Annotated in this window: 1 protein-coding gene and 2 pseudogenes; 2 read left to right on the top strand and 1 reads right to left on the bottom strand. The window is 70.6% G+C overall.

Going from position 1 to position 737, the window contains the following annotated elements; translation table 11 throughout:
- Positions 1-304 (bottom strand): hypothetical protein (locus tag TN53_RS48855; RefSeq protein ID WP_234441845.1); only part of this gene is annotated, 304 nt, incomplete at its 3' end.
- A 109-nt stretch (positions 305-413) separates the two neighbouring features.
- On the opposite strand from TN53_RS48855, the pseudogene TN53_RS46325 reads away from it, so the two are divergent.
- Positions 414-643, top strand: a pseudogene (locus TN53_RS46325) (CoA-transferase); the annotation flags it as partial.
- A gap of 2 nt (positions 644-645) precedes the next feature.
- Positions 646-737: pseudogene (locus TN53_RS46320) on the top strand (succinyl-CoA--3-ketoacid-CoA transferase); the annotation flags it as partial.

The raw sequence follows: 737 nt of genomic DNA, 5'->3' as shown, positions 1-737 counted from the left end.
GGCGGAGGCCCCCGCCCGCCCCACCGACCTGGTGTTGCGCGGCGGCGACGTCTCTGACGTGACCGCCGCCATCGCCACACTCCTGGACGGGGCTGTTGTCACCATCCATGCACCGGACGGCCGCCTCCTCACGCCCCTCAGCCGGAACGAAGACACCTCTGCTGGGGGCGAAGCAGATTCCGCGGCCCTGGTGAAGGCCGCAGAGGACTCCCGCAGCGCGGCCCGGGCCGTGTACCGGGACCATCGCTGGATCTGCGCCGTACTCGCCGGCCAGGAAGTGCTGGGCAGCCTCGTCCTTCACCACCGCCCGCACCTTGAGGAATCCGACCGGCGTCTGTTCGAGCGCGCCAGCGTCGTCATCGCCCTGCTGCTGTTGCTCCGGCGCTCCGTGGCCGAGGCCGAGGCCGAGGCCGAGAACCGCGTCCGCGGTCTTCCACGCTGCCGCACGCAACTTCAACCCGCTGTGCGCGATGGCCGGGCGGATCACCGTGGCCGAGGCCGAACGAATCGTCGAGCCGGCGAACTGCCGCCGGACGCCGTCCACCTGCCGGGCGTGTACGTGGACCGGGTCGTCGCCGCTGCTCCTTCCGGTAAACGCATCGAGCGTCGAATGGTCCCCCCCACCAACCCTGAGGAAAACTGACCATGCCCCTTGACCGCCACCAGCTCGCCGCCCGCGCTGCCCGGGAACTGAGCCGCAGCCAGTACGTCAATCTGGGCATCGGTCTGCCCACACT

Source organism: Streptomyces sp. WM6386 (assembly GCF_000972385.1).
GTDB lineage: Bacteria > Actinomycetota > Actinomycetes > Streptomycetales > Streptomycetaceae > Streptomyces.
This window is presented reverse-complemented; position numbering and strand designations above follow the sequence as displayed.